General features: G+C 72.2%; 24 protein-coding genes. 9 read left to right on the forward strand and 15 right to left on the reverse strand.

Translation table 11 applies throughout. From position 1 onward, the window contains the following. Positions 1-1,230, forward strand: coding sequence for an MFS transporter (locus tag RAN62_RS00140; protein ID WP_305782328.1), 1,230 nt, complete (start codon positions 1-3; stop codon positions 1,228-1,230). On the opposite strand, the gene RAN62_RS00145 is transcribed toward RAN62_RS00140, so the two are convergent. After that, positions 1,136-2,089, reverse strand: a complete 954-nt coding sequence (locus RAN62_RS00145; RefSeq protein ID WP_305782329.1) for a helix-turn-helix transcriptional regulator — start codon at positions 2,087-2,089, stop codon at positions 1,136-1,138. The two genes, RAN62_RS00140 and RAN62_RS00145, sit on opposite strands and share 95 nt — an antisense overlap. Positions 2,090-2,143: 54 nt before the next feature. Between RAN62_RS00145 and RAN62_RS00150 the strand changes: the two genes are divergently transcribed. Beyond that, positions 2,144-2,827 carry an alpha/beta fold hydrolase gene (locus RAN62_RS00150; RefSeq protein ID WP_305782330.1) on the forward strand — a complete coding sequence of 228 codons (684 nt, stop codon included), beginning with the start codon at positions 2,144-2,146 and terminating at the stop codon, positions 2,825-2,827. Here the strand turns inward: RAN62_RS00150 and RAN62_RS00155 are convergent. The 5 genes from RAN62_RS00155 to RAN62_RS00175 all read right to left on the reverse strand — a co-directional run bounded on the left by RAN62_RS00155 (position 2,814) and on the right by RAN62_RS00175 (position 7,330). Next, positions 2,814-4,016: an adenylosuccinate synthetase gene (locus tag RAN62_RS00155; protein WP_305782331.1), complete on the reverse strand. Its 1,203-nt coding sequence runs from the start codon at positions 4,014-4,016 to the stop codon at positions 2,814-2,816. The genes RAN62_RS00150 and RAN62_RS00155 overlap by 14 nt on opposite strands. Then, complete coding sequence (locus RAN62_RS00160) at positions 4,013-4,972, reverse strand: hypothetical protein (protein WP_305782332.1); 960 nt, start codon at positions 4,970-4,972, stop codon at positions 4,013-4,015. Before RAN62_RS00160 ends, RAN62_RS00155 begins: the two co-directional genes overlap by 4 nt. 11 nt (positions 4,973-4,983) lie before the next feature. Further along, complete coding sequence (locus tag RAN62_RS00165) at positions 4,984-5,934, reverse strand: lipopolysaccharide kinase InaA family protein (protein ID WP_305782333.1); 951 nt, start codon at positions 5,932-5,934, stop codon at positions 4,984-4,986. Then, a complete protein-coding gene (locus RAN62_RS00170; RefSeq protein ID WP_305782334.1) occupies positions 5,931-6,683 on the reverse strand; it encodes an NUDIX hydrolase in 753 nt (250 codons plus the stop codon). The genes RAN62_RS00165 and RAN62_RS00170 overlap by 4 nt, the downstream gene beginning before the upstream one ends. A 356-nt stretch (positions 6,684-7,039) precedes the next feature. Further along, entirely contained in the window at positions 7,040-7,330 is a 291-nt protein-coding gene (locus RAN62_RS00175) for a DUF1540 domain-containing protein (RefSeq protein WP_305782335.1), read from the reverse strand. A gap of 223 nt (positions 7,331-7,553) precedes the next feature. Between RAN62_RS00175 and RAN62_RS00180 the strand changes: the two genes are divergently transcribed. Continuing rightward, the gene (locus tag RAN62_RS00180) at positions 7,554-8,675 is read left to right on the forward strand and encodes a glycoside hydrolase family 26 protein (protein ID WP_305782336.1); all 1,122 of its coding nucleotides are present in this window, start codon (positions 7,554-7,556) and stop codon (positions 8,673-8,675) included. Positions 8,676-8,722: 47 nt separating this feature from the next. Here the strand turns inward: RAN62_RS00180 and RAN62_RS00185 are convergent, their stop codons facing one another. Both RAN62_RS00185 and RAN62_RS00190 read right to left on the reverse strand, forming a co-directional pair. Beyond that, on the reverse strand, positions 8,723-9,835 hold the full coding sequence (locus RAN62_RS00185) for a hypothetical protein (RefSeq protein WP_305782337.1): 1,113 nt from the start codon (positions 9,833-9,835) through the stop codon (positions 8,723-8,725). Positions 9,836-9,900: 65 nt separating this feature from the next. After that, on the reverse strand, positions 9,901-10,947 hold the full coding sequence (locus RAN62_RS00190; RefSeq protein WP_305782338.1) for an IPT/TIG domain-containing protein: 1,047 nt from the start codon (positions 10,945-10,947) through the stop codon (positions 9,901-9,903). A 290-nt stretch (positions 10,948-11,237) separates the two neighbouring features. Here RAN62_RS00190 and RAN62_RS00195 point away from each other — a divergent pair, with 290 nt between their 5' ends. The 4 genes from RAN62_RS00195 to RAN62_RS00210 are packed head-to-tail and all read left to right on the forward strand — an operon-like array spanning position 11,238 to position 13,692. Continuing rightward, positions 11,238-12,035, forward strand: coding sequence for a patatin-like phospholipase family protein (locus RAN62_RS00195; RefSeq protein ID WP_305782339.1), 798 nt, complete (start codon positions 11,238-11,240; stop codon positions 12,033-12,035). Between the two features lie 57 nt (positions 12,036-12,092). Next, on the forward strand, positions 12,093-12,692 hold the full coding sequence (locus RAN62_RS00200; RefSeq protein ID WP_305782340.1) for a sulfite oxidase-like oxidoreductase: 600 nt from the start codon (positions 12,093-12,095) through the stop codon (positions 12,690-12,692). Continuing rightward, entirely contained in the window at positions 12,692-13,426 is a 735-nt protein-coding gene (locus RAN62_RS00205) for a ferredoxin reductase (protein ID WP_305782341.1), read from the forward strand. The genes RAN62_RS00200 and RAN62_RS00205 overlap by 1 nt, the downstream gene beginning before the upstream one ends. Further along, positions 13,423-13,692, forward strand: coding sequence for a DUF6510 family protein (locus tag RAN62_RS00210; RefSeq protein ID WP_305782342.1), 270 nt, complete (start codon positions 13,423-13,425; stop codon positions 13,690-13,692). Before RAN62_RS00205 ends, RAN62_RS00210 begins: the two co-directional genes overlap by 4 nt. Positions 13,693-13,771: 79 nt before the next feature. Here RAN62_RS00210 and RAN62_RS00215 read toward each other — a convergent pair whose 3' ends face one another. Further along, positions 13,772-14,161 carry a hypothetical protein gene (locus RAN62_RS00215; RefSeq protein ID WP_305782343.1) on the reverse strand — a complete coding sequence of 130 codons (390 nt, stop codon included), beginning with the start codon at positions 14,159-14,161 and terminating at the stop codon, positions 13,772-13,774. Between the two features lie 179 nt (positions 14,162-14,340). Here RAN62_RS00215 and RAN62_RS00220 point away from each other — a divergent pair, with 179 nt between their 5' ends. Continuing rightward, on the forward strand, positions 14,341-15,135 hold the full coding sequence (locus RAN62_RS00220) for an SGNH/GDSL hydrolase family protein (protein WP_438874447.1): 795 nt from the start codon (positions 14,341-14,343) through the stop codon (positions 15,133-15,135). Here RAN62_RS00220 and RAN62_RS00225 read toward each other — a convergent pair. From RAN62_RS00225 to RAN62_RS00245, 5 genes are all read right to left on the reverse strand, one after another. Beyond that, positions 15,128-15,817 carry an aspartate/glutamate racemase family protein gene (locus RAN62_RS00225; RefSeq protein ID WP_305782345.1) on the reverse strand — a complete coding sequence of 230 codons (690 nt, stop codon included), beginning with the start codon at positions 15,815-15,817 and terminating at the stop codon, positions 15,128-15,130. The genes RAN62_RS00220 and RAN62_RS00225 overlap by 8 nt on opposite strands. Positions 15,818-15,858: 41 nt before the next feature. Next, positions 15,859-17,046: an elongation factor Tu gene (gene tuf / locus RAN62_RS00230; protein WP_305782346.1), complete on the reverse strand. Its 1,188-nt coding sequence runs from the start codon at positions 17,044-17,046 to the stop codon at positions 15,859-15,861. Positions 17,047-17,139: 93 nt separating this feature from the next. Continuing rightward, positions 17,140-17,355, reverse strand: a complete 216-nt coding sequence (locus RAN62_RS00235) for a hypothetical protein (RefSeq protein ID WP_305782347.1) — start codon at positions 17,353-17,355, stop codon at positions 17,140-17,142. Positions 17,356-17,419: 64 nt separating this feature from the next. Further along, complete coding sequence (locus RAN62_RS00240; RefSeq protein WP_305782348.1) at positions 17,420-18,208, reverse strand: L,D-transpeptidase family protein; 789 nt, start codon at positions 18,206-18,208, stop codon at positions 17,420-17,422. Positions 18,209-18,226: 18 nt separating this feature from the next. Next, the gene (locus tag RAN62_RS00245) at positions 18,227-19,951 is read right to left on the reverse strand and encodes a serine/threonine-protein kinase (RefSeq protein ID WP_305782349.1); all 1,725 of its coding nucleotides are present in this window, start codon (positions 19,949-19,951) and stop codon (positions 18,227-18,229) included. 259 nt (positions 19,952-20,210) lie between these two features. Here RAN62_RS00245 and RAN62_RS00250 point away from each other — a divergent pair, with 259 nt between their 5' ends. Then, on the forward strand, positions 20,211-22,277 hold the full coding sequence (locus tag RAN62_RS00250; protein ID WP_305782350.1) for a hybrid sensor histidine kinase/response regulator: 2,067 nt from the start codon (positions 20,211-20,213) through the stop codon (positions 22,275-22,277). A 25-nt stretch (positions 22,278-22,302) separates the two neighbouring features. Here RAN62_RS00250 and RAN62_RS00255 read toward each other — a convergent pair whose 3' ends face one another. Further along, positions 22,303-22,725, reverse strand: a complete 423-nt coding sequence (locus RAN62_RS00255; protein ID WP_305782351.1) for a roadblock/LC7 domain-containing protein — start codon at positions 22,723-22,725, stop codon at positions 22,303-22,305. Between the last annotated feature and the right edge of the window lie 66 nt (positions 22,726-22,791).

A 22,791-nucleotide genomic window follows, 5' to 3' on the forward strand; every position in this document is an offset into this window, starting at 1 on the left:
GTGACCGACTTCCGCCTGCTCGCCTCGGGCATGACCCTGTCATGGCTGGGCAACGGCTTCCAGACCGTGGCGCTGGCCGTCGCCGTCCTCGTCGCCGGGGGCGGGGCCGGCGACCTCGGGCTGGTCATGGCGGCGACCGTCGTGGCGCTGCTGATCTGCACCCTCTTCGGCGGCGTGTGGGCGGACCGGGTCCAGCCGCAGCGGCTCATGGTGCTCTCCGACGCCGTCCGCGTCCTGACCACGGCCGCCGTCGCGGTCATGTTCGCGTCGGGCACCTACCACCTGGTTGTCCTGTGTGTGCTCGTCGCGGTCTCCGCCGGGGCCGGGGCGTTCTTCGAGCCGGCGATGTCCGCGCTCAAGCCCATGCTCGTCCCGCCGGAGCGGCGCCGGCAGGCCAACGCGACGCTGAGCATGCTGCAGAACGCCTGCCGCGTCGCCGGCCCGGCCCTCGGTGGCGTGGTGGTCGCCGCGGCCGGCGCCCCGGCCGGGTTCGCCGTCAACGCCGTGAGCTTCGCCGCGTCCGGCGTCGCCGCGCTGCTCATCCGGACCCGGGCGACGCGGGTCGCCGGGGCGGGGCTGCTGAGCGAGCTCGGCGCGGGCTGGCGAGCGATCCGGGAGCGGGACTGGCTACTGACGGGCACACTCGCGGCCACCGGCTATCACCTGGCGAACGGCGTGGTGCTCGTCCTGGTGCAGGTGGTCGCGGTGGAACAGCTGGGCGGCGCCCGTACGGCCGGATTCGTCGCCGCCGCCGAAGGAGTGGGCGGCGTCCTCGGCGCCGCCGTCGCCCTGCGCTGGCGCACCCGGCGGCTCTTGCTCGCGGGCTGGCCCGGGGTGCTCCTGATGCCGCTGTGGGCCCTGGCCTACGTGTGGCCGGGCACGCTCGTCGCGGTGCTGGCCGGGGCGGTCGTCGGCTACGCGGGGCTGTTCTTCTACGCCGTCGCCTGGGACACGGCGGTGCAGGACCACGTGCCGCACTCGGTGCTGGCGCGAGTGGTGTCGTGGGAGATCCTCGGCTCCTACCTGGCCCTGCCGGTCGGCAACGCTCTGGCCGGCCCGCTCGCCCGGAGCATCGGCATCGACACGTCACTGATGGCCGCGGCGGCGGTGATGTTCGGCGCGGCGCTGGTTCCCCTCACTGTGCGGGGGACGCGGGAGCTGACCCGACCGCAGCCGCGAAGCGCGCCGCCACCGTCGCCACGGCCGCCCGCAGCTCGGGCCCGCCGGTGACGGTGAAGCCGAACGGGACGGCGGCCAGCCACTCCTGGGCGTACATCGCGGGGTTGCCGGTGCTGCCGGTGAGCACGCAGCGGTCGCCGTCGGCCTCGAGCGTGCCCATCGGCGGCCGGATCCAGGGCGCCACCGCCGCCAGCGGCGCGTGGAAGACCACCCGGGCCGGGAACCGCCAGCCCTTCCCCAGGTTCTCCTCGAGTACGGCCACCGGGTCGAGCCCGTCGGGCGGCGTGAACCGGTGCGCTGTGCGCCGGACGGCCTTGATCCGGTCGACGCGATAGGTCCGCACGGCGTTCGCGTGGTGCGAGTGGCACAGCAGGTACCAGCGCCCGTAGCGCACGACCACGGCCCACGGGTCGACCTCGGACTCCCAGTCGCCGTAGCCGATCGCCACGCGACACCGGTCGGCGACGGCCGCGACGAGGGCGCTGGTGGTCGTGGGATCGGGGCGCCGCTGTTCCGGATCGGGGGCGGCCGACGCGTACTCCCGGAGCATCGCCGCCTGACGGGCGATCCGCTCGGGCAGGGCGCGGATGACCTTGCCGAGCGCCTCGCCGGCGTCGTGCGCGGCCGGCTGCCCGTCGAGCACGGCCATGACCAGCGCGAGCGCCTGCTCCTCGGTGAAGACGACCGGCGGCAGCCGCACGCCCCGGCTCAGCCGGTAGCCCCCGTACGGGCCCCGCGCCGACTCGACCGGGACGCCGGCCTCGCGCAGGATCCCGACGTAGCGCCGCGCCGCCCGCTCGGTCACGCCCAGCGCCTCGGCGAGCTGGTCGGCGGTCGTGCCCGGCCGTGCCTGCAGGATCTCGAGCGTCCGCAGCGCCCGGGCGGTGGGACTCGTACCGGTGGTCGGCATGGGATGCACCGTACCGGAAGCCGATCGTCCGGAATGGGCTCTAGATTGCCCCTCATGACTGCAGAGCGAATCGTGCTGATCGGCGGATTGTGGCTGGACGCCTCCGCCTGGGACGCCGTCGTCGCCGAGATCGGCGGGCGGGGTCACGACGCGGTGCCGGTGGCCCTGCCGGGCCAGGGCGACGGGAACACGTCGGCGACGCTGGCCGACCAGGTGGCCGCGGTGCTCGCCGCGGCCGACGCGGCGCCCGGGCCGGTCGTGCTGGTGGGTCACTCCGCCGCCGGCACGCTGGCCTGGCTGGCGGCCGACGCCCGCCCGGACAAGGTCGCCAAGGTCGTGCTGATCGGCGGCTGGCCCTCGCCGGAGGGCGACAAGTACGCCGACTTCTTCCCGCCCGAGAACGGCGTGATGGCCTTCCCGGGGTGGGCGCCCTTCGAGGGGCCGGACGCCGCCGACCTCGACGAGGCCGCGCGGCGGGCCTTCGCCGCGAGGGCCGTCCCGGTACCCGAGGGCGTGTCGCGGGCTGTCGTGCACTACACGGACGAGCGCCGCTACGACATCCCGGTCGTGCTGGTGTGTCCGGAGTTCACGCCGGCCCAGGCGCGGGAGTGGGTCGACGCGGGCGACCTGCCGGAGCTGGCCCGGATCAAGCAGCTCGACCTGGTCGACATCGACTCGGGCCACTGGCCGATGCTGACGAAGCCCGCCGAGCTGGCCCGCGTCCTCATCGGGAGCTGATCGCCAGCCGCTTGCCGGCGCGGTCCGGGCCCCACGACTCCACGGTCACCGGCGCGCCGAGCAACGCGCCGATCTCGCCCGCCCAGTCGTCCGGCCGGTGCAGCTCCGCCGGCCGGGCGCTCGCCAGCTCCCGGGTGAGGACCGCCTGGTGGTCCAGGTCGCGGAACGGCCCCGGCTCGATGCGGCTGCCCGTCGTGTACGCCGTGCAGATGCGCAGCCCGGGACACCGCGCCGGGGCGTCGAGGTGGGTCACGGCCAGGCTGTCCACGCCGCCCGCCACCTCGACGGCGTACCGGTGGGCGACCGCGTCGAAGTGGCCCACCCGGAACGCGCCCTGCCACTCACCGGCGCCGTTGTGTGCCTCGGGCAGGTCCAGCGGCGCCTCCGTCACGAACGGGCCGGCGCCGTGCCGCGTGGTGTAGGTGCGGACGACGCCCAGCCGCTCGAACGAGTCGCACAGCTCGCCCACGTTGTCGAACGTCGTCGTCGACCACGTCGTGTAGGGGTGCCAGCCCCGCCACTCGTCGAGCAGCACGCCCTGCGCGCCCTCGAAGACGCACCGGCCCTCGGTCAGCAGTCGTGCGGTGTAACTGCCGCCGACGATCCGGACCGCCGAGCCGAAGGCCACGAACGCGTCCACCACGTCGTCAAGCGGCGGCCCGCCGAGCTGACCGTATCGTTCCGTCAGCCGGTCGCGGAGGGCGGCGAGGCGGCGCCGGAGGAGCACCGGGGAGCGGACGTCGGCGGCCCGCGGGGCGTCGGCGTGGCTCCGGGCGTACTCCATGGTCTGTCCGACGCCCATGCCGCACGACCCGTGCCGGGCCCCGCCGCGCCGCCGCTCGCGCAGCTGGTTGGCCGCCCGGTGCCAGGGCGTGACGAGCAGGCAGCCGGCGTCGACCGTGAGCAGCTCGAAGGGGTTGCCCAGCGCGGCGGCCTCGGCGGCCAGCGCGAGCGGGTCGACCACCACGAACCGGGTGAGGTGGGTGGGCACCCCCAGGAAGGTGCCCGACCCGAACTGCGCGAACGTGTGGTGCCGGCCCCCGGCGACGACGTTGTGGGCGGCCTGCGCTCCCCCGTTGAAGCGCAGCACCGCGCGGACGTCCCCCGCCGCGCACAGCGTGTCGACAATCGTCCCCTTGCCGGCGTCGCCGTAGCCGAGATCGACCACGGCGACGTGCTCGCCGGTCACAGCCGTTCGTTCCCGTCGGGGCCGGTCGTCGTGACCAGATCGGTCCGCACGACAGCGCCGCGCGGCCGGACCAGCGCCAGCGCCCGCCCCACCGAGGCGCCGGCCGTCGAGCCCACCTCGGTCAGGTCCGCGAGCCCCTCGTCGAGGTCGATCGCGTCCTCGCCCAGGCCGACCGTCAGCGCGATCGTCTCGCACACCGCGTCGAGGTCGTCGAGCTCGATGACGTTCTGGCCCAGCAGCCGCTTCCAGTGCCCGAGGATCTCCTGGTCGCCGCCCCAGCCGGCCGCTGTCGGGATGATGTAGTAGACGTCGTACGCCCGCTGGAGCTCCGCGATCATCGCCTCGACCGGGATGGCCTCCCTGAGGTCGTCGCCCACGAACTTCTTGACCTCCTTGGGCTTCACCTTCGCGTAGGGCATCTCGTCGCCGATGAGGAACAGATAGCCCCGGCGCCCGCGCTTGGTGACGCTGTCGAGATCGGTGTGCCGGGCCATGAAGTACATGGCCAGCTCGTACGACTCGGTGCGCTGCCCGCCGCCCCCGCCCTCGATCACGATCCGGGCCAGATCCTCGTCCATCCGGTTGTCCGACTCGAACTGTCCGACCTGCAGGGGCACCTTGTCGCACGTGGCGTCGCCGACCGCGCCGAACATGATGTGCGGGTCGGTCGCGTACCCCTTGCGGGTCAGCAGGCCGAGCAGCTGCGGCAGCTTGGTCTGCAGCACCCGGGGCACGGTGCCCATCGAGCCGGTCACGTCGAAGAGCACCGCGATCGGCGTGCTCCGCGGGTGCTCGGCGCTGTCGCGGCTCTCCCGCGCGGTCACGCCCTTCGGGTCGAGGGCGGGGTGCGCCTTGCGAGCGCCGCTGTCGCTGTACGCGAACGCGCTCGTGCCGGTGGCGGCGCGGTAGTTCGCGGCGGCGTCGTAGACATTGGTGGACCAGCGTCCGCTTCCCATGACTGTTCTCCTCACGCTGCCGGCACGGTGAAGTGCCGGAACTTCCGGGGGCCGTACAACTTCTCCAGCAGCTCGTCGAGCTCGGCGAGCAGCTGCCACGCGTCCTGGGGACGCATCCGGGGTGCGGCATAGCGGCACCCCGCCACGAACCGCCGCAGCGCGGCGGGTGGCCGGTCGATGAGCGCCAGCATGAGACCGCCGGCCTGGTAGATGTCCGTCGCCGCCGTCGCCGGCCGCTTCGCCAGGACCTCGGGCGGGTACGTCGTGCGGTAGCGCGACACGACGGCCGGGACCGGCGTGCCGGGGGTGACGCTGTAACACCAGTCGACGAGGACCACGCCGTGCTCCTCGGGCTGGATCAGCACGTGCTCGGGCACGACCGCGCCGTGCACCACACCGGCCCGGTGCGCCCAGCCGAGCCCGGTGAGCAGCCGCCGCCACATCCAGGCGACGTCCCGGGCGTCCAGCTTGTGCAGCATCGTGGTCAGCGGCACGAACCCGGTCAGCCGCTCCAGCACCAGCGCCTCGCGCCGCGCCCCGGCGCCGTCCTCGTGGATGAAGGTTTCGATCAGGCGCGGCGCATAAGCCCGGTGCCGCGGGTTGCCGTCGCGGTCCAGCCGGGTGAGGGCGGCGGCCTCGGCGCGGACGAGGTCGTTGTCGGCCGGGCGGCGCGGCAGCTTGAGCAGCTTGTCGTCGTCGAGCGCGATCAGGTCGGCCAGGTCGCCGCGGGCGACGACCTCTCCGAGCCGATAGGTCGCGCGCCGCGTCGTCAGCGTGCGGGGCCTGGCGAAGAGCTCGGTGAGCTTCGCCGCGACGCGCGTCGCCGTCGCCCTCTGCGCGGCGGGTGCGACATCGGGGTGCACGATCTTCAGAAGCTTCCGGTACGCGCTCTCGCCGTCGCCGAGCTCCGCGAAGCTCGTCGCTCGATCAATCGCCGTGGCCGCCTCGTCGAAGGTCGTCATCGGACACCGTCCTCACGGGTGGGTCGCAGCAGCGCGGGGTGCAGCAGACGCGCGTCGCCGGCCCGGTAGAGCTTCGGCTTGGGCCCGCCGCGCTCCCCCGCCCGCGCCGCCGTCTCGCCGGTGCTCTCCACGAACCCGGGCACCGACAGCACCTTGCGATGGAAGTTGCCGGCGTGCAGCTCCTCGCCCCAGACCGCCGCGTAGACCGCCCGCAGCTCGGCGATCGTGAACTCCGCGCCGACGAACGCGGTGGCCAGCGGCGTGTACTCGAGCTTGGCCCGCGCCCGGTCCAGCCCGTCGGCGAGGATCGCGGCGTGGTCGAAGGCCAGCTCCCCGGCCTCGTCCACCGGCACCCAGAAGGCCCCGGAGGCGTCGGTCCCGGCCCGCGGGTCGGGCAGGCGGGGCGCGAACGCCAGGTAGGCCACCGAGATGACGCGCATGCGGGGGTCGCGGCGCGGATCCCCGTACGACCGGAGCTGCTCGAGATGCACCCGGTCCAGCTCGCCCTCCCCGGGGCGCAGCCCGGTCTCCTCCCCGAGCTCCCGCAGCGCCGCCGCGTCGAGCGTCTCGTCCTGCACGAATCCCCCGGGCAGCGCCCGCCACCCGGCGAACGGGTGCCCGCCGCGCTCGACGAGCAGCACGTGCAGCCGACCTTCCCGGATCGTCAGCGCGACCACGTCGACGGTGACCGCGACGCTCGGGAAGGCGCCGGGGTCGTACCCCGCCAGGAACTCCTCTTCCTCGGTCATGGCCACTCCTCGTTGTTCTCGCCCTGAGTAATACTCGATCTGAGAACAACGTAGCTCGTTCTCAATCTGAGCACAACCCCGATTCCTCCGATGCCCCTGTGGACAAGGCGCTGCCTTCTGGTTCGACCTGCGGCGGATCGGCGGGACGAGGACGACGAGGGTCCTGCACGGCTGGATGACCGCCGATGAAGCCGGGCCGGCCCGGACCACCGCCGAACACTGTGCCGACGTCCTCCGCCGGGGCGCGGAGCCGTGACTCCGGCGGGGCCGGGAATTGCTGCCCGACCTCCCCGTCGAAATGGCGAGGCCGCCGTCCCGAACGGGGCGGCGGCCTCAGGTAAGGCTCAGTTATGGTCTTACTTCGCCTCGAAGGTGAGGCAGTCGGCGCGATCGGTGCTCGCGCCCACGGTGATGGCCGGCGCCCGGCACTCGAGGTTGTTGTTGTGCACGCAGTCGGCCCGCTTGCAGGCGCCGACCTGGGCCACGGCCTGGCCCATCCCGCCCTGGTCGCCGGTGTCGATGAACGTGTCGCACTCCGAGCTCGTGCGGCCGATGGTGATCGCGAAGGCCGTGCAGCCGTCGTGGTTGTATCCGCAGCCGCTGACCGTGCAGGTCTGAACGCGCGGCATCTCCATCATCTGAGTCATGGCGTCCGCCTCCCTTTCTCCCGCTCGACCATAAACCAATACTACGATCGGTGCCCAGCGGAGCGCCGTGACAATTAAAAGATGTCACGAGAATAGGTAAGGCAACAATTACCAGCCTTGAGGTAAGGCAATCCTCACCATTTCCCGGTGTGGCTCCGGCCCGGCCGCCGAGCTGCGATACTGGGACAAATATCGTAACTCGCCCCCGGGAGACGAGACCACCATGGCCGACCCACGCCGCTCGCTCCTGGCCGCGCTGGGCGCCGCCGTCGTCGCGTTCACCGGCCTGGCCGTCGGAGTGGCGGTCACCGGCTCTCCGGAGCAGACGCCCGCGGCCGAACCTTCAGCCGGCACTCCGGCGCCGTCGGCTTCCACGGTCACCGCGACCGCGAACTCCGGCGCACGCTCCGCCTCGGCCATGATCGCCCGCACCCGCGTCGCCGGCTCCTGGCCGGGCGCGAACGGGCTCTCCGGCGTCAACGGCAGCCCCCGGCTCGACACCGCGAGCGTCACGGCCTTCTGCTCGGCGCGCGGCCGGGCGTGCACCGTGGCGCAGACCTACACCGACCGGTCGACCTGGCAGACGATGACCGCCGGGACCGGCTGGACCTTCGAGAACTTCGCGGACTTCGACGGCGTACTCGTGATCTCGCAGGGCCTGACCCCCAACGGCGCGCAAGCGGACCTCGTGAGCTGCGCCGACGGCGACCACGACGCCGACTGGCAGGCCTTCGGCACCCTGATGCGGACGCACGACCGCGCCGACTCGATCGTCCGGCTCGGCTGGGAGTTCAACGAGCAGACCTCCTCGTGGCGCGCGGACGACCCGGCCACCTGGATCAGCTGTTACCGGCGCGCGGCCGACAACATCCGCGCCACCAACCCCGACGTCGTCCTCGACTGGACCATCAACGCCCACAACACCCCGGCGGGCGTCTGCGACGGCGTGAGCACCACCTGTTACCCGGGCGACGACTACGTCGACATCGTCGGTATCGACAATTACGACCACTACCCATGGTCCCCCACGGCCGCCGGCTTCACGGCCACGGCGGCCGACCCCGAGGGCCTGACCTGGCTCTACACCTTCGCCCGGGACCACGGCAAACTCTTCTCCGTCGGCGAATGGGGCATCACCCCCACCGGCGACGCGGGCCGGGAGAACCCCGACTTCATCACCTGGATGCACGACTGGTTCGCCGACCACGCGCAATACCTGGCCTACGAAACCTACTTCTCCGACTGCGACGACAGCGGCATCCAGTCGAGCCTCTACCTGACGACCGCCAACTGCGCCCAGAACCCGCAGTCCGCGGCCCGCTACAAAGACTTGTACGACGAGTGACCAAACGGGCGGGCGGCCACTCGCCACCCGCCCGCGTCCCCGCCTGATCAGCGGTCGAGGAAGGCGAAGGCGGTCACACTCGTGATCGGACTGCTGACACCGTTTCTCGTGACCACGACCGGGCAGACTCCCGCGGTTCCCCCGAGGGCCGCCACGAGGTCGTCGATGGACGTCGCCGGCGTCGCGGCCGGGTTCGGCACCACCACCGAGATGCTGTTCACGCTGGTCGCACCGACAATCGGCGCGGGCAGCCCGCAGAAGGTGACCGACAGCTCCGACGGGTTGGCACTGAAGGAGGTGCCGATGATCCGCGTCCTGGCCGCGGCGCCGACTTTCCCGGATGTCACGTCGAGCGAGGTGATCATCGGCGCGGCGACGATGCTCAGACCCGTGGCGGTGCTCGCGAACGTGCGGGAGACCGTGTTCTGATTGATGACCAGGCTGGGCGTGGCTGTGGCGGTCATCGGCGCGGCGGTCCGCGCCAGCCAGTAGTTGCCCGGGCCGGCCGGTGCACTGTTCGCGGCCTGCGCCGTGGTCCCGTTCGCCGCGAGGAAGCCCACCGTGGTCAGCACCTTGCCGTTCAGCGTCCCGCTCAGGGCCGCGGCGCTGCGCCCGTCGAAGGAGAAGTCGTCGCCGGCCTTGACCCGGATGACTTGACCACCCGCCACATTGAGCGCCTGCACCCGGCCGGTGACGTCCAGGGCGGAGCTGTTGTCGGTGAACACCGGCTTGTCCCCCACGTCCGCCAGCGACGGTGCCGGGACGAAGGTCAGCACGGCCGGCTTGGTCGCCAGGATCGTGGTGCCGTCGGTCCCGTAGATGGTGACGGCCTCGGCGTTGCCGCCGCTGGACGCCGCGCAGCCGTTGGCCGGTGTCTTGAGCGACAGCTGAGTGGTGCTGGAGACGATGAAGTTGTCCAGCTTGGCGCAGTTGGGATCCCCGCCCAGTGAGATGCCGCCGATCAACTCGTCGTCGAAGTTGGTGCCGGTGACGACGATCGCCTTGTTCGCCAGCCCGGCGCCGACCTTGACCGGCGAGACGGCGGAGATCGTCATTGTGGCGGCGAGGGCCGGGGACGCTTGACCGATGAGCGTGGCGCCCGCCAGCAGCGCCGTGGCGGAGGCAGCCAGCCGCGTCCGCCTCGTTGCGAGAAGCGACATGAGAAGTCCTTCCGAAGAAAACGGGCGGGCAGCCGAAGCCACCCGCCCGCCGTGCTGCTCAGAAATCAGCGGTCCAGGAACGCGAAGTAAGTGGACGAGGTGACCGGGCTGGACACGCCGCCCTTGGTGACGACAACGGGGCAGACGCCCGCGGTCGCGGTGCCGAGACCGGTGCCGGCGGTGCCGCTGACGGTGGTCGGCGTGGTGACGGTGATGGAGGTGAGCGTCGAGGCCGTCGGGGTGGGCGCGGCAACACCGCAGAAGGTCACCGAGAGGTCGGCCGGCGTGCCGCTGAAGCCGGTACCGGTGATCTTCACCGTGGTCGCGGCGTTGACCTTGCCGGAGTTGACGTCGAGCGACGTGACGACGGGTGTGGCGACGATGGTGAGCCCGTGGTCGGCAACGACGAAGTTCCGCGTCACCGTCCCCTGCGTGATGGAGAGGGTGGGCGTCGCCGAGGCGGTCAGCGCCGTTCCCGTCCGGGCGATCCAGTAGTTGCCGGCGTCGCCGGCAGCGGTGGCCGCCTGCGTGGCGCCGAGTGGAGTGAGGAAGCCGACCGTCGTGAGCGGCTTGCCGCCGAGAGTGCCGGACAAGCCCGCCGACGTGGCGCCGCTGAAGGCGAAGTCGCCGGAAGCCTTGATGCGGATCGCCTGACCGCCGGCCGTCGTCAGATCGCGTACGCGCTTGGTGGCGTCCGTCAGCTCGGCACTGTTCTCGGTGTAGGCGGGGTAGGCCTCGCTACCGGCGGTAGTCACGAGAGCGGTCAGCGAGGGCGGCGGCACGAACGTGACAGCGGCCGACTTGGTGACCGAACCCGTCGCGCCAGAGGCATCGACCTGCAGAACCGTGACGTCCTCGGCGGCACCGGTGGTCGCCACACAGCCGGGCGCCGCGGTGGCCGGGTTCGAGGCGGCGGGAACCGCAGCCGGCGTCTTGACGGAGATCTGGGTCGCGCTGGTGACCACGTAGCTCTGGAGGTTGGCACAGTCCGGGTCGGAACCCAGCGTGATACCGGTGATCTGGTCCTCGTCGAAGTTGGTGCCGTTGATGAGGATCACGCGGTTGGCCTGACCGGCGGCGACCTTCGACGGCGTCACGGTCGTGATGGTCACGTTGTTCAGTACCGCGGCGGTGGCGGCGGGCGCTGCGACGGCCAGGGATGCGCCTACCACGAGGACCGCGGCGGTTGCAGAGGCAGCCAGCCGCGAACGCCTCGTTGCGAGAAGCGACATGGGGACGGGTCCTTCCAAACGTGAGACGGCAGTCCGTTCGGCGGCTGATGCCCAGACCGACGTGACTGAAAGCGACCCCAATGTAACCGTCGGTTAGTCCGAGTGGACCCGATTTGCCGACGTTCGGAGCCACGGTGGCGACCATTGGGACAGCGGTGGTAGAAGAGCCCATGGAGAAGCGGGCGCTCGTGCTCGGCGGTGGTGGGGTCACCGGGGTGGCGTGGACGATCGGGCTGCTGCACGGGCTCGCCGAGCGGGGGCTCGATCTCACGCGGCCCGACCTCATCGTCGGCACGTCGGCCGGGGCCGTGGTGGCCGCTCAGCTGACTAGCGGGCGCACCCTCGCGGAGCTTTACGAGCACGAGCTGACCGACACCTCCGGCGATCGCGACGCCGTTGTCGGGGTGCGGGTGCTGGCCGGTTTCGTGCTTTCCGCGTGGTGGCCGGGCGGGCGGGCCCGGTTGGGACGGGCGGCGCTGCGCAGCAAGACGGTGCCCGAGTCCGTACGCCGGGAGGCCATCGCCCGCCGGGTCGGCCGCGACGAGTGGCCCGCGACGCGGCTCAGGATTCCGGCGGTCGACGCGGAGACCGGCGCCGTCCGGATCTTCGAGAACGACAGCGGTGTGTCGCTCATCGACGCCGTCGCCGCCAGTTGCGCGGTGCCGCTGGTGTGGCCGCCCATGACCGTCGCCGGGCGGCGCTACATCGACGGCGGCGTCCGCTCCGTCGCCAACGCCGACCTGGCGGAGGGCTATGACACCACGGTCATCGCCCCGGTCACGGCGAGCGCGCACCGGGCGGGCGATCCGCGCGTACAGGGGAAGCGGTTGAAGGCTCGGGTGATCTCGCCGACGGACGCCGCGCTGACCGCGATCGGCCGCAATCCGCTGGATCCGGGCCGGCGGCGACCGGCCGCGGAGGCGGGGCGGGCGCAGGCAAGCGAGGTGTCCGAACGGGAAGCGCGGTGAAGATCACCGTACGCAGGACCCTGCCCGCACCCCCGGGAGTGCGGTTTACTGCTCCCCATGAGCATCATCAGTCCCGGGTTCGGCGGTCGGCGGCGTTCTTCCCGGCCAGATCTGCCGCCCGGCCAATACCTGACCCATGACTTCCCGGTGCTGTCCGCCGGGCCGACGCCGCGCGTCCCGCTCGACCGGTGGAGCTTCACGGTCACCGACGAGCTCGGCCAGAAGACGTCGTGGAACTGGGAGGAGTTCAACGCGCTCCCCCAGGAGGAGTTCACGGTCGACATCCATTGCGTGACCAAGTGGTCGAAGCTCGGCACCACGTGGAAGGGCGTCGCGCTCGACACCATCTTCGAGAACCTCGAGTCGTCGGCCGACTACACGATGGTGCACAGCTACGGCGGCTACACGACGAACGTGCCGGTGGAGGACCTGCTCGACGGCAAGGCGTGGATCGTGCACACCTTCGACGGCGAGCCGCTGCACCCGGAGCACGGCGGGCCCGCGCGGCTGCTCGTCCCGCACCTCTACTTCTGGAAGTCCGCGAAGTGGGTCAACGGCCTGCAGATGATCCCGCAGGACGAGCCGGGCTTCTGGGAGGAGGCCGGCTACCACATGTACGGCGACCCGTGGCGCGAGCAGCGTTACCAGGGCGACTGATGGCGCGTCTCACGTGGCGCGCGGCCACGGTGGCGGAGGCTCGCTGGGAGACGGCCTCCGCCCGGACGCTCGTGCTCGACGTGCCCGGCTGGCCCGGGCATCTGGCCGGGCAGCACGTGGACGTGCGGCTGACCGCCCCGGACGGCTATCAGGCGCAGCGCAGCTATTCGATCGCGTCGTCGTGGCGCGAGGGCGGCCGGGTCGAGCTGACCGTGCAGCGCGTCGAGGACGGCGAGGTGTCCAGCTATCTCGCCGACGTGCTCGAGACCAGTCAGCAGGTCGAGCTGCGCGGGCCGGTCGGCGGCTGGTTCGTGTGGCGGCCCGCGAGCACCGCGCCGGTCCTGCTGGTGGCGGGCGGCTCCGGCGTCGTGCCGCTCATGGCCATGATCCGGGCGCGCGGAGACGTGCGGGGCCGGCAGCCGTTCCGCCTGATCTATTCCGTACGCACCCCCGAGGACGTTCTCTACGCCGACGAGCTGCGCCGCCACGTCCGCGACGATCCGGGACTGGACGTGCACTTCGTCTACACCCGGAAGGCGCCGGAGGGCTGGCGCGAGCCGCCCGGCCGGATCGGCGTGGCGACCCTCAACTCGCACGGCTGGCCGCCCGACTTCGCGCCCGACGTGTACGTGTGCGGGCCGACCGCCTTCGTCGAGACGGCCGCCGACATCCTCGTCGCTCTCGGTCACGACTCCCGGAAGATCCGCACCGAGCGATTCGGGGGCACGGCATGAGCTCGGAAGTCGACGGCAACGCCCTGGGCGGCGATCTCGCGGAGATTTTCGCCGTGGACCTGACCGGCGCGGCCGTCACGTGCGGGGGCTGCAAGACGGTGTCCGCTGTGGCCGCCCTGCTCGTGTGGGGGCCGGCGCCGGGCCTGGTCGCCCGCTGCCCCGAGTGCGAGGACGTGGTGCTCCGCCTCGTCCGCGCCCCGGGCCAGGCCTGGCTCGACCTCCGCGGCGCCGTGAGCGTCCGCATCCCCCTGCCGGCGCCGGAGTAAGAAGCCCGCCCAGCGGGCACGCCGGCGCAACAAGCCCGGCGCAGCGCAGGCCCGGCGCGGGGGCGGGCCGGCGCGGGCTTCAGTCGCGGAAGGCCCGGCGCAACCGGTCGGCCAGGCCGGGCGGGCGCGCCGGGGCCATCGGGCGGGCCGTCCGCACGGGCGCGGCCGGTCGCGGCGAGCGCCCGATCGGCTGGTCGTAGTCCGCGGCGGCGATGGCGTCGATGATCTGCTGCTCGCCGAAGCCGTCCGAGCCCGGGATCGACGGCACGAACCCCACCAGCACCCCGTCCCGCATGATCTGCGCCTCGAGGCCCGCGGTGCCGTCGTTGTCCCAGATCGCCTCGCGGCCGTCGGGCAGCACGACGCGGATGCCGTATTGCGTGATGCCCGCGTGCGGCAGCTTCACATGGGCGAAGACGTTGCGGGCGCGCAGCGTCTCGACGACTCGCCTGGCTCGTTCCTCTTCCATGGAACCGACGCTAACCCGCCCGGCTGAGCACCCGCTGAGGAATGCCTGTGCCCCTCATGGACGCGAAAAGCATCGATGAACATTACTGCCTCGTCACATCGATGTCACTATGTTTCTTTGCCCGTCACATTGTCTTACTGTCGAGTAACCTTCCCCCTCGCGGATCCGGAGGCCCCTCGATGAAGAGACGCGTGACCGTCCTCGCCTGTCTCGTGACCGCCCTGTTCGTCTCGACCGCCACCCCCGCCGTCGCCGCCAAACCCACCGTCGCCGCCACCGGTGACTACGTCGCCCTCGGCGATTCCTACTCCTCCGGGGTCGGCGCCCCCGGCCAGACGGGCACGTGCCTGCGCAGCGCCAACTCCTACCCCGGACTCTTCGCGGCGGCCAACGACCCCGCGTCGTACACGCTGGTCGCCTGTGGCGGTGCCACCACCGACACCCTGCGCGCGACCCAGCTCTCCGCCCTGAGCGCCGGCACCGACCTCGTGTCGCTGACCATCGGCGGCAACGACGTCGGCTTCGCCCCGACCGTGCTCACCTGCACGCTCGGCACCCAGGCCGCGTGCACCGCCGCCGTCGAGGACGCGCTCGGCCTGCTGGAGACGACGATCCCGGCCAAGCTCGACGCCACGTACGCCGACATCCGCGCCCGCGCCCCGGAGGCGACAGTCGTCGTCCTCGGCTACCCGATCCTCTTCAGCGAGACCGGCACCTGCGCGCTCATGAGTCTGCCGAAGCGTCAGGCCCTCAACCGCGGCGCCCGGGCCCTCAACGCCGTCATCGAGGCGCGCGCCCGGGCGGCGGGCTTCGTCTGGTCGGACGTCACGGACGAGTTCGCCGGGCACGGCATCTGCAGCTCCGCGCCCTACCTCAACGGCCTCGTCCTGATCCCGGCGAGCAACTCCTTCCACCCCAACGCCGCCGGCTACCGCTCCGGCTACCTCCCGGCCCTGGAGGACGCCGTCAACTGAGAGCCCGGGCGACGGCGGCCTCGACGTGGAGGCGGGTGGTCGGGAAGACGGGGACCGGGCTGTCCGCCTCGCCCACGAGCAACTCGATCTCCGTGCAGCCGAGGATGATGCCCTGGGCGCCGCTCGCGACGAGGGACGCGATCACCGAACGGTAGCGGGCCCGGGACTCCTCGCGGACGACGCCCAGGACCAGCTCGTCGTAGATGATGCGGTGCACGTCCCGGCGGTCGTCGACGTCCGGGGTCAGGACCTTCAGGCCGCGGGCGGTGAGCCGGTCGCGGTAGAAGTCCTGTTCCATCGTGAAGGCGGTGCCCAGCAGGCCGACCGTCTCCAGGCCGGCGGCGATCACGGCGTCGGCGGTGGCGTCGGCCAGGTGCAGCAGGGGGATGCCGATCGCGGGCTGCACCTCGTCGGCCACCTTGTGCATCGTGTTGGTGCACAGCAGCAGGAAGCCGGCGCCGGCCGCCTCGACCTGACGGGCGGCGGCGGCCAGCAGGCGGCCGGCCGAGGCCCAGTCGCCGGTGCGCTGCAGCTCCTCGACGTCCGCGAAGTCCACGGACAGCAGCACGCAGCGCGCCGAGTGGAGACCGCCGAGCCGGTCGCGGACCAGCTCGTTGGCCAGCCGGTAGTAGTGCGCGCTGGACTCCCAGCTCATTCCGCCCAGCATCCCGATCGTCAGCATGGGCCCCTTCCTATCAGGAAAGGGGCCCACGCCTCGAATGATCAGTCCAGCAGCTCGGTGACGGTTCCGGCGGCCACCGTACGACCGCCCTCGCGCACCGCGAAGCCGAGCCCGGTGTCCATCGGCACCTCCTTGCCCAGCTCGACCGTGACGTCCACGGTGTCACCGGGCATGACCATGGGCAGCTCGCCCAGGTCGATCGCCCCGGAGACGTCGGTGGTACGGAAGAAGAACTGCGGCCGGTAGTTCGCCACGAACGGCGTGTGCCGTCCGCCCTCCTCCTTCGTCAGCGCGTACAGGTGGGCCTTGAACGTGCGGTGCGGCGTCACGCTGCCCGGCAGCGCCACGACCTGCCCGCGCTGCACCTGGTCGCGCTTGATGCCGCGCAGCAGGATCGCCGCGTTGTCGCCGGCGTCGGCCGACGGCAGCGACTTGCCGAACGTCTCGAGCCCGGTCGCGACCGTGCTGATCGTCGGGCCGAGACCGACCACCTCGACCGGCTCGCCGGCGTGCAGCGTGCCGCGCTCGACCTTGCCGGTGACCACGGTGCCGCGGCCGCTGATGGTGAGCACGTTCTCGATGGGCATCAGGAACGGCTCACCGAGCTCCCGCTGCGGCACCGGCACGTACGCGTCGACCGCGTCGAGCAGGTCGGCCACGGACTGCACCCACCGCGGGTCGCCCTCGAGCGCCTTGAGCGCGCTCACGCGGACGATCGGGACCTCGTCGCCGGGGAACCCGTACTCGCTGAGCAGCTCGCGGACCTCGAGCTCGACCAGGTCGAGCAGCTCCTCGTCCTCGACCGCGTCGCTCTTGTTGAGGGCGACGACCAGATGGGGTACGCCCACCCGCTGCGCGAGCAGCACGTGCTCGCGCGTCTGGGGCATGGCGCCGTCCTGGGCGGAGACGACGAGGATGGCCCCGTCGACCTGGGCCGCCCCCGTGATCATGTTCTTCACGTAGTCGGCGTGCCCGGGCATGTCGACGTGGGCGTAGTGGCGGGCGGGGGTCTCGTACTCGACGTGGGCGATGTTGATGGTGATGCCGCGGTCGTGCTCCTCCGGCGCCTTGTCGATCCCGTCGAACGCGACGTACCGGTTGGTGGCCGGGTCGCGGTCGGACAGAACCTTGGTGATGGCGGCGGTCAGGGTCGTCTTGCCGTGGTCGACGTGACCCATGGTGCCGATGTTGAGGTGCGGCTTGGTGCGGACGAACTGGCTCTTGGCCATGAGAGAGATGTCCTTACTGGATGCAAGAAACGAGGGAACCCGCGCAGGATCCGGCCACCCTCCCCCTGGGTTCCGGGACCTGCTGGGGAAGGGTCAGCTTCGGGTATCGGCGCCGGCCGCGGACGGGAAGCCCGCCACCGAAGAGGACGTCGCGGACGACGACGCGAATGCCGCCGCGACGAAGGCCGCCGAGGAAAGCACCGCCGCGGAGAGCGCCGCGACAGCGAGAGCCGCGGCGGAGACAGCCACGCACACGGGAGCGGCCGGCGAGGAGAACCCCGCGGGCGGCTGCGAACCGAGTGCGAACATGGCGATCACGGTAGGCGGTAACGCGCGTACCCGCGACTGTATTTCCGCCGCGGAAGCCGGAGGATCAGACCCGGCCGATGTCGGCCAGCGGCGCCATCACGATGCGCGGCTTCTTCGCGGGATTGAGCCATTTCAGGACGGTCAGCATGTTCGCCCGGCTCACCGACACGCACCCGGCCGTCGACCCCGAGCCGTTGATGTGCAGGAAGATGGCCGACCCGCGAACCGTCGACACCGGCTTGCTCGTGACCCGTTGCGAGTGCGCGCTGTCCCAGGTGACCGACGAGCCGACCGGCCGGTTGAAGTCGATGACCGCCACGTACTCGTACTGCTTCGGATAGGACGACAGCTTCTCCGACTCGCCGATCCGCCACGTACGCGTCGACGAGGCCCATGGCTGGAAGAGGTTGTAGGTCTTCGGGTCCTTGTTGTCGCCCACCCAGTAGTCGTCGCCGTCCGCCTTGACGTAGGGCAGCAGGGCGCCCGGGTTCGCCTTGAGCCCGAACGCCGACGTGATCCGGAAGGTGCCCATCGGCGTGGTGCCCGTGTTCTGCACCCGCTTGCCGGCCCACTCCCACCCGCCGTAGCCGACGCGCGCGGGCATGGCGGCGAACTTCGCGCTCCACGTGCCGTTGGCGTTCTTCACGTACGTCCGGAGCGTCCCGTACGTCGACGTGCGGCTGTTCCCCGTCACCACGACGACCTGCTGGGCGTCGCCGATGTTCTTGAGCTTCGTCGGGTGGTAGGCGGGCACCGCCGCGGCATCCGCCGACAGGGCACGCACCACCCCGAGACCGAGCACGCCGGCCACGGCGAGCACCACGACCAGGACTACCGCCGGCTTCCTTCGCACGACGGCAGACCTTACCGGTCAGAAATCGAAAGCGCTGCCCTTCGCGCTACCCGATGTCGTCCGGCCCTCGCGCGTGAAGCGCCACGACATCACCACCTGGTAGCGGTGGCCCCGGGCGGGAGCGAGGGTCACGGGACCGCACTGGTGGGACGCCGACCCCTGCTCGTACACCAGGTCGCCGCAGGTGCGGGAGTCCGATGTGGTGCGACCGTTGCCCACGTCGCGCAGGGCCACCCACATCGTGGCGGTGCCGGTGCGCGGGGCGGAGAGGGCGGCGCGCACCTGCACCCGCTCGCCGATCCGATGGCACGGCTCGACCATCAGCGCGTTGTCCATGCTGAAGGCGAGCTGACGGGCGCAGTCCCAGGGCCCGGTGGTCTTCTCGGTGACGGGCGCGGGCTTCGCGGTGGTCCGGCGCGGCTTCGGGCGTACGGACGGACGGGTCAGAGCCTGGGTCACGGCGGCCGTGACCGCCGCGCGCGGCCGGGTGCGCGCCCGGCTCGCGGCTCTGGTCTTCGTGGTGGCGGCGGGGGACGGCGTCGCGGACGTGGCGGCAGCGGCGGACGGGACGACGGTCGCCGGGGGCGGCGGCGCGGCGAGGGAGGTCTCGCCCCGGCCGAGGTGCCAGGCGGTGGTGGCGACGCCCGAGGCGAGCATCGCGGCGGAGACCAGGCCGACCAGGCCCCACGGGCGGGCCCACCGCCAGCTCGCCGGCTGGTTGCGGCGGGGCACGGGCCGCGCGACGGGCATGCCCGCGAGCGAGGGGTGAGGCGGCGAGTCCAGCGGCGGCGGGCCCGGCGGTTCCGACCGGCGCTCGGGGGCGGCTTCCGAGGAGGCGGCCGGCAGCGCCGGGGCGTCCGGCACGGCGCGCGCGACGTCACCCAGCTCGACGGCGAGCTCGGCGGCGGTCGGGCGCAGGCGGGGCTTCTGCTCGAGGCACGACGAGATGACGGCCCAGAGCGCGTCGGGGATGCCGGGGCGGCGGAGGGGCTCCCCGCGCATGTGCAGGTTCATGAGCCCGTGCACGGTGTCGTCGTCGTACGGGTGGCAGCCCGACACGAGCTCGTAGAGCAGGACGCCGAGGGCGTACACGTCGATGGCGGGGTTGGCGGGAGCGCCGTGGAACGCCTCGGGGGCCATGTAGTGCGGGGTGCCCACGACGGCGTTGGTGGTCGTCAGGCGCGGGGTGGCGAGGACGCGCGCGATGCCGAAGTCGGTGAGCCGCACGTCGAGCTTGCCCGGGCGCGCGTCGGCGAGCAGCACGTTGTCGGGCTTGAGGTCGCGGTGCACGATGCCGAGCTCGTGCGCCTCGGCCAGCGCCGCCGCGATCTGCGCGCCGGCCCGGGCCGCCGCCGCGGGCGCGAGGGTCGGGTGCTCGCGCAGGTGGTCGCGCAGGCTGCCGCCCGGCACCAGATCCATCACCAGGCCCAGCGACTCCCCGACGCTGAAGAGGTCGCGCACCCGGACGACGTTGCGGTGCCGCAGCATCAGCAGGATCGTGCGCTCCTGCACGAACCGCGTCACCTGCTTGGGCCGGCTCATCAGGCTCTCGTGCAGCAGCTTGACCGCCACCGGCTGCCCCGAGGCCCGATCCACGCCGCGCCACACCGTGCCGGTCGCGCCCTGACCGAGGGGACGGATCAGGATGTACGAGGACCCGACGCACCGCCCGCTGAGGTCGAGCGTCGCCGCGTCCTCCCCGCCGCCGTCCGCCGGTAAGCCGCTGCCCGTGTGCTGCTCCACAGGTGGTCGTGTCCCTCCGCCCGCCGTGACGGTCAGCCACGGCACCGAGTTCGGCCGAGCCGGAATTTTGCTGATTGTCCCGTTCAAGTGGCAACCCCCGGCGTCCGAGTTGGCAGTTGACGGGCACCCCCGGCCGCCCCCGTCACCGCGCCCGGCGAACGATCGTTCTTCCTGTGACTCGTGTGACCGGGCTCGGCCGTACGGTTGCATTCCTCGCGAATCGCCAGCACCGTGCGGCCATTACGCCGAGTATTGCCTCATGGGTGTCATGGCTTATCCGCTCCGGTACGCACTGGCGGACCTCGCACTGGCGCTCAGCCGCGCCGCCGAGGACGCCGCCCAGGTCCGCGCCACAGCAGCGCGCGCCGCGGCGGACATGCTCGGTGACGGGGCCGGCGTGCAGCTGCTCGGCGACGACGGCTACTACGAGGAGATCACGTATCTCCACGCCGACGACGAGCTGGCGCTGCCCTACGCGCGGCTGCTCGACCGCGGCGGCGACCTGCCCGAGGACCCCTTCTCCACCAGCCTGGCCGCGAGCCGGCGCCCGGTGGTGCTGGCCGGCGAGGAGGGCGCCCCGGTCGACCAGCTGCCCGCGCCGCACCACTCCGCCTATCTCGACCCGGCGCACCTGCCCGAGGTCCATGCCGCCGTGCTGAGCCCGATCATCGTCGACAACACGTACGCGGGCTATCTGATCATGACCCGGAACACCCCGGGCGCCTTCTACTCGCCGGCCGAGGTCGAGCTGGCCCGCGACATCGCCGGCGAGCTGTCGCTGGCCCTCTCGTCGGCGCGGGCCCAGGAGCGGCTGCGCGCCAGCGAGGAGCGGTACCGGCGGGTGCTGGAGACGATCCCGGAGGGGGTGCTGCAGCTCGACACCGAGGGGCGGGCGACGTACGCGAACGAGCCGATCGGGGTCGTCCTGGGTCTCCCCCGCCGCCAGCTCGTCGGCATCTCGCTGCGCGGCTTCCTCGACAACCACGGCCAGGCCGAGCTCACCCGCCGCCTCGCCGAGTGCAAGGCGGGCCGCTCGACGGTCGGCGCCACCCGGCTGCTGCGCGCGGACGGCTCGCACCGCAACGTCCGGATGAGCATGATGCCGCTCGAGGACGAGAACGGCCGCTACAACGGCGTCCTGTGCATGGTCACCGACACGACCGACCACATCGACGCCAAGGGCCTCAAGCGCCAGCTCGACCACCTGCGCCGGCTCGACAGCATGGGCCAGCTCATCGGCGGCATCTCGCACGACTTCAACAACCTGATGACCGTGGTCGCCGGCTCGGCCGACATGATCGCCACCACCACCGCCGAGGGCACCCCGCAGCACCAGATGGCCAAGGACATCCTCGACGCCGTCGCCACCGGCCGCACGCTGACCCACCAGCTGCTCGCCTTCGGCCGCTCCGAGGGCAACCGCCCCGAGGTCATCCCGATCCCGGACCTGCTCACCGACGTGCAGAGCCTCTTCAGCCGTACGCTCGGCGAGCGCATCGGGCTCGACCTGGCCTTCAGCCCGGACGTGTGGCCGGTGCGCGGCGAACGGGGACCGCTCGAGCAGGCCCTCGTCAACCTCGCCGCCAACGCCCGCGACGCCATGCTGCACGGCGGCATGCTCCGCGTGGCCGCCTCCAACGAGGTCGTCGAGCCCGGTCAGCTCGCCGCCGAGAACGCCCCGGCCGGCAAGATCGTGCACATGGTCATCCAGGACACCGGCGTGGGCATGAGCGAGGAGACCCGCCGCCGGGCCCTCGAACCCTTCTTCAGTACGCGCCCGACCGCGGCCGGCCTCGGCCTGGCCACCACCGCGGGCATCGTGCAGGGCCTGGGCGGCCACATCGAGCTGGAGTCCCAGCCGCGCATGGGCACGACGGTCCACCTCTACCTGCCGGCGGCCGAGGAGCGCCCCGCCCCGTCGGTCGACCGCCAGACCACGCCCGCCGTGATCGGCCGCGTCCTCATCGTCGAGGACCAGCCCGAGGTGGCCCAGCTGGTGCAACGCCTCATCGAACCCGCCGGGTACGAGATCACGGTCGCCACCGACGCCCTGACCGCGGTGACCCAGGTGGCCGCGGGCGCCCATCCCGACCTGCTCATCACCGACGTCGTCATGCCGACCATGACCGGCCCGGAGCTCGCCTCGGCGCTGCGCACCCACCACCCGGACCTGCCGGTGCTCTACATGTCGGGCTACACCGCCGCGTCGCTGGGCCCGCAGCTCACCCTGGACGCGAACAGCATGCTCGTCGAGAAGCCCTTCACCCGCTCGACTCTGCTCGGGGCGATCCGCTCCCTGTGCGGCCCGCAGCCGGGCCGCCAGTAGCAGCCGGGCACGCCCGGTCCGTGGCTCAGTAGTCGAACGGGTGCTGCTGCTGGGCCGTCGCCATCTGGAGGAGGGCGGCGAGGCGGCCGGTGATCTGCCGGGCCTCCAGGTGGAGGCGGGCGACGTTGAGCCGCTCGTCGCCGAGGACGGCCAGGAGGGCCAGCTCGCCGACGGAGTAGACGACGAGGTAGCCGCGCTGGTTGTGGATCGTGCACTCGTGGAAGCCGCCCTGGTCGAGCGCGCTGCCGCAGGTGCGGCTGATGCCGTGGGCCCCGGCCGCGAGGGCGGCGAGGTCGTGCGGCTCCTGGTTGCCCAGGGTGTCGTGCAGGATCAGCAGGCCGTCGACGCCGGCGATGACGCAGCCCTGCACGCCGGTCACCTGGTGCCTGAGGCCGGCCATCTCCTGGCGTACGGCGTTGAACTGCTGCTCCGTGGACGTGCTCTGCACCGGTGTGTTCTCTTCTCCAGCGGGCGTACGGGGGGTCGGTCGCGCATCACGCCGTCCGGCGGCGAG

This window comes from Symbioplanes lichenis (assembly GCF_030709675.1).
GTDB classification, from domain to species: domain Bacteria; phylum Actinomycetota; class Actinomycetes; order Mycobacteriales; family Micromonosporaceae; genus Actinoplanes; species Actinoplanes lichenis.

Bases quoted from the DNA above. Each gene is read 5' to 3' on its own strand.
- RAN62_RS00145 (WP_305782329.1), bottom strand. From the start codon at position 2,089: ATGCCGACCACCGGTACGAGTCCCACCGCCCGGGCGCTGCGGACGCTC.
- RAN62_RS00150 (WP_305782330.1), top strand. From the start codon at position 2,144: ATGACTGCAGAGCGAATCGTGCTGATCGGCGGATTGTGGCTGGACGCC.
- RAN62_RS00160 (WP_305782332.1), bottom strand. From the start codon at position 4,972: ATGGGAAGCGGACGCTGGTCCACCAATGTCTACGACGCCGCCGCGAAC.
- RAN62_RS00165 (WP_305782333.1), bottom strand. From the start codon at position 5,934: ATGACGACCTTCGACGAGGCGGCCACGGCGATTGATCGAGCGACGAGC.
- RAN62_RS00170 (WP_305782334.1), bottom strand. From the start codon at position 6,683: ATGACCGAGGAAGAGGAGTTCCTGGCGGGGTACGACCCCGGCGCCTTC.
- RAN62_RS00175 (WP_305782335.1), bottom strand. From the start codon at position 7,330: ATGACTCAGATGATGGAGATGCCGCGCGTTCAGACCTGCACGGTCAGC.
- RAN62_RS00180 (WP_305782336.1), top strand. From the start codon at position 7,554: ATGGCCGACCCACGCCGCTCGCTCCTGGCCGCGCTGGGCGCCGCCGTC.
- RAN62_RS00185 (WP_305782337.1), bottom strand. From the start codon at position 9,835: ATGTCGCTTCTCGCAACGAGGCGGACGCGGCTGGCTGCCTCCGCCACG.
- RAN62_RS00195 (WP_305782339.1), top strand. From the start codon at position 11,238: ATGGAGAAGCGGGCGCTCGTGCTCGGCGGTGGTGGGGTCACCGGGGTG.
- RAN62_RS00200 (WP_305782340.1), top strand. From the start codon at position 12,093: ATGAGCATCATCAGTCCCGGGTTCGGCGGTCGGCGGCGTTCTTCCCGG.
- RAN62_RS00205 (WP_305782341.1), top strand. From the start codon at position 12,692: ATGGCGCGTCTCACGTGGCGCGCGGCCACGGTGGCGGAGGCTCGCTGG.
- RAN62_RS00210 (WP_305782342.1), top strand. From the start codon at position 13,423: ATGAGCTCGGAAGTCGACGGCAACGCCCTGGGCGGCGATCTCGCGGAG.
- RAN62_RS00215 (WP_305782343.1), bottom strand. From the start codon at position 14,161: ATGGAAGAGGAACGAGCCAGGCGAGTCGTCGAGACGCTGCGCGCCCGC.
- RAN62_RS00220 (WP_438874447.1), top strand. From the start codon at position 14,341: ATGAAGAGACGCGTGACCGTCCTCGCCTGTCTCGTGACCGCCCTGTTC.
- RAN62_RS00225 (WP_305782345.1), bottom strand. From the start codon at position 15,817: ATGCTGACGATCGGGATGCTGGGCGGAATGAGCTGGGAGTCCAGCGCG.
- tuf (WP_305782346.1), bottom strand. From the start codon at position 17,046: ATGGCCAAGAGCCAGTTCGTCCGCACCAAGCCGCACCTCAACATCGGC.
- RAN62_RS00235 (WP_305782347.1), bottom strand. From the start codon at position 17,355: ATGTTCGCACTCGGTTCGCAGCCGCCCGCGGGGTTCTCCTCGCCGGCC.
- RAN62_RS00250 (WP_305782350.1), top strand. From the start codon at position 20,211: ATGGGTGTCATGGCTTATCCGCTCCGGTACGCACTGGCGGACCTCGCA.